At 66.0% G+C, this 3,413-nt stretch carries 1 protein-coding gene and 2 pseudogenes; 1 reads left to right on the top strand and 2 read right to left on the bottom strand.

What is annotated here, in order from left to right; translation table 11 throughout:
• Positions 1–1,154, bottom strand: a pseudogene (pctA, locus tag HMPREF3014_RS26390) (methyl-accepting chemotaxis protein PctA); the annotation flags it as partial.
• Positions 1,155–1,553: 399 nt separating this feature from the next.
• On the opposite strand from pctA, the gene HMPREF3014_RS26385 reads away from it, so the two are divergent.
• Complete coding sequence (locus tag HMPREF3014_RS26385) at positions 1,554–3,044, top strand: helicase HerA-like C-terminal domain-containing protein (protein ID WP_003114975.1); 1,491 nt, start codon at positions 1,554–1,556, stop codon at positions 3,042–3,044.
• A gap of 103 nt (positions 3,045–3,147) precedes the next feature.
• Here HMPREF3014_RS26385 and HMPREF3014_RS26380 read toward each other — a convergent pair.
• Positions 3,148–3,413 (bottom strand): annotated as a pseudogene (locus HMPREF3014_RS26380) (chemotaxis protein); the annotation flags it as partial.

The following is a 3,413-nucleotide window of genomic DNA, read 5'->3' as shown; positions in this document are numbered from 1 at the left end:
CGGTTGGACTGCTCGTCGGAGTTGGCCATCGAAGAGTTCGAGGCGTTCACCACCAGTTGCGAGACGTCGTGCAGTTTGTGCGCGGTCCCGGCGACTTCCCGGATCGAGCGATGGATACGCTCGACGAACTGGTTGAAGGCATCGCCGAGCACTCCGAATTCATCGCGGCTGGTCACGGCGAGGCGCTTGGTCAGGTCGCCCTCGCCCTGGGCGATGTCCTGCATGGCACGGCCCATCAGGTGCAGCGGCTGCATCAGCAGGCGGATCAGCAGGCCGAGCAGGACCAGGATGGCGACGATGGAGATCAGCGCGGCGGCGATGGCCGAGACGCGGAACTTGCTGAGCATGGCGTAGGCCTTGTCCTTGTCGATGGACAGCGCCAGGTACCAGGTCACCGAAGGCAGGCCCTTGATAGGGGTAAAGGCGAGGATGCGGGTATGCCCGTGCAATTCGGCCTCGCTGAAACCGGTGGCGATCTTCGGCGTGTTCTGCGGGTAGACCTCGCTCAGGGTCTTCATCACCTGCTCTTTGTCCGGGTGCACCAGGATCTTGCCGTCGCCGCTGACCAGGAAGGCGTAGCCCATGCCGCTGAAGTCCAGCGAATTGATGATCTGCACCAGGGTCTTCAGGCTGAGGTCGCCGCCTACCACGCCGAGGGTGTTGCCAGCGGCCTTCACCGGTGTCGCCGCGGTGATGATCAATTCCTGGGTGGCGGCGTCGACGTAGGGTTCGGTCAGGGTCAGGCCGCCGGCCGCCACGGCGTCCTTGTACCAGGGCCGGCTGCGCGGATCGTAGCCGGCCGGCATCGGGCTGTCCGGACGCATGGTGAAGACGCCGTCCTGCTGGCCGAGGTAGGTGAAGCTGAAGGTCGAGGTCAGGGCCGGCTGTTCGAGCAGGGCGCTGACGGTTTCCGGGCTGTGGTCGCGGGCCAGGGTCTGGGCGGTCTGCTCGACCAGCAGCAGACGGCCGCCGAGCCAGTTCTGAATGTTGCTGGAAGTCACGTCACCCATTTCCCGCAGGTAGCTTTCGAGGTCCTCGCGGATCGCGTTGCGCTGCAGGTAATCGTTGTAGAGGGTGAACAGTGCGAAAGCGGCGAACACCACGAGGGAGGCCGCGAGGAGGATCTTGTGGCTGAACTTCAGACTTTTGATCATGTTGTATTGCGTCCAGGAGTATGTAGCGCCAGTCTTTGACCAGACCCCTGCGACCGTTCCGCGGGCGCAGGGGCTTTCCGTACGCCTTGCAGCGTCGGGCGGGTCGCGCGGGTGGGTAGTCCGTCGACCCAGGCACGGCCTTGTGCCACGAAGCCACGGTTCCCTGGGTGGCTCCGAAGAATGCGTGATACGGATACGATGGCGATTTTTCCTGTCTCAGCAAGGCACGAAGGTCTTCGCTGAAGCTGGACGGCCAGATCGGGTCGATGCGCTGGCCCGACGCCCTTCGCGGGAACCCGCGCATATTGGTATGCGGGTTCCGCTGGAAGCCCCGTTGCACAAGAGCTTTCCCTTACTGTCGGCACAGCGTGCCGGAGCTTTAGTCCCGAGGATGAATGGATGTCGCAAGCGAATGAGTTGTTGATCGGCGCTGGCCCCGATGGCCAGCCGGTAGGACAGGCCTGGCGCCTGGCCAACCGTCATGGATTGATCGCCGGCGCCACCGGTACCGGCAAGACGGTGACCTTGCAGCACCTCGCCGAATCCTTCAGCGATGCCGGTGTCGCGGTGTTCGCCGCCGACATCAAGGGCGACCTGTGCGGCATCGCCGCGCCGGGCAACCCGCAGGGCAAGGTCGCCGAACGTATCGCCAGCATGCCGTGGCTGAACTACCAGCCGAAGGCCTACCCGACCACGCTCTGGGACATCGCCGGGAAGACCGGCCACCCGTTGCGCACCACCATCAGCGAGATGGGCCCGCTGCTGCTGGCCAACCTCCTGGAGTTGACCGATAGCCAGCAGGCCGCGCTGTTCGCCGCCTTCCAGGTGGCCGACCGGGAAGGCCTGCTGCTGCTCGACCTGAAGGACCTGAAGGCGCTGCTCAACCATCTGAAGGACAATCCGGAAATCCTTGGCGAGGACCGGGCGCTGTTCACTGGCGCTTCCGGGCAGGCGCTGCTGCGCCGCCTGGCCACTCTGGAGCAGCAGGGCGCCGAGGCCTTCTTCGGCGAGCCTGCCCTGCAACTGGAAGACATCCTCCGCCCCGAGCCGGACGGGCGCGGGCGCATCCACCTGCTCGACGCCAGCCGCCTGGTGCACGAGGCGCCGAAGGTCTACGCGACTTTCCTGCTCTGGCTGTTGGCCGAGCTGTTCGAGCAACTGCCGGAGCGCGGCGATGCCGACAAGCCGGTGCTGGCACTGTTCTTCGACGAGGCCCACCTGCTGTTCAACGGCACGCCGAAAGCCTTGCGCGACCGCCTGGAACAGGTGGTCCGGCTGATCCGCTCGAAAGGCGTCGGGGTGTACTTCGTCACCCAGTCGCCGGGCGACCTGCCGGACGATGTCCTGGCCCAGCTCGGCCTGCGTATCCAGCATGGCCTGCGCGCCTTCACCGCCAAGGAGCAGAAATCGCTGCGCGCGGTGGCCGACGGTTTCCGCCCGAACCCGGCGTTCGACACCCTGGGGGTGCTGACCGAACTGGGTATCGGCGAGGCGTTGGTCGGCACCCTGGAGGAAAAGGGCACGCCGGCCATGGTCCAGCGCGTCGCGGTGGCGCCGCCCTATTCGCGGATCGGCCCGCTGAGCGACAGCGAGCGCGCTGAACTGGTCCAGCGGTCGCCGTTGAAGGGTCGCTACGACCAGCCGATCGATCGCGAGTCGGCCTACGAGGTGCTGGCGAACAAGGCGGGCGCCAAACCCGAGGTCCAGGGCCAGGCGACTGCTCAGCAGGAAAGCTCGTCCGGCGTCGGCGGCATGGCCGGGCAGATTCTCGGCAGCCTGCTGTCCAATTCGACGGTGAAGAGCGCCATGCGCCAGGCGGCCAACCAGTTGAGCCGGGAGCTGGTGCGTGGCCTGCTCGGCTCGTTGATGGGCGGGAAGAAGCGGCGCTGAGCGCCAGGCCATGAAAAAGGCGCCCGCGGGCGCCTTTTTCATGGGGGCTGGATGATCGCCGGCTAACCGCTTCGCGGTTAGCCGGCCTGTGGGACGGACGGGCTCAGATCTTGAAGCTGTCCACCAGGTGCCGCAGGCGCCCGGCCTGGGTTTCCAGCTCGCCACAGGCGCGCAGGGTGGCCTGGAGGTTCTCCACGCCTTCCTGGTTGAGGGTGTTGATCTCGGTGATGTCCATGTTCAGCGAGTCGACCACCGCGGTCTGTTCCTCGGTGGCAGTGGCCACCGACTGGTTCATGCTGTCGATCTCGCCGATCCGGCTGGTCACGCTACCCAGGCGTTCGCCGGCACGGTTGGCGATCTCCACGCTCT

This window comes from Pseudomonas sp. HMSC065H01, from assembly GCF_001815235.1.
Classification (GTDB): Bacteria; Pseudomonadota; Gammaproteobacteria; order Pseudomonadales; family Pseudomonadaceae; genus Pseudomonas; species Pseudomonas aeruginosa.
Note: the sequence above shows the minus strand (reverse complement) of the source record. Positions and strands in the feature narration are given on the sequence as shown.

What these genes read in the sequence shown, in the direction of transcription:
- HMPREF3014_RS26385 (WP_003114975.1), top strand. Translation starts at nt 1,554, where the DNA reads ATGTCGCAAGCGAATGAGTTGTTGATCGGCGCTGGCCCCGATGGCCAG.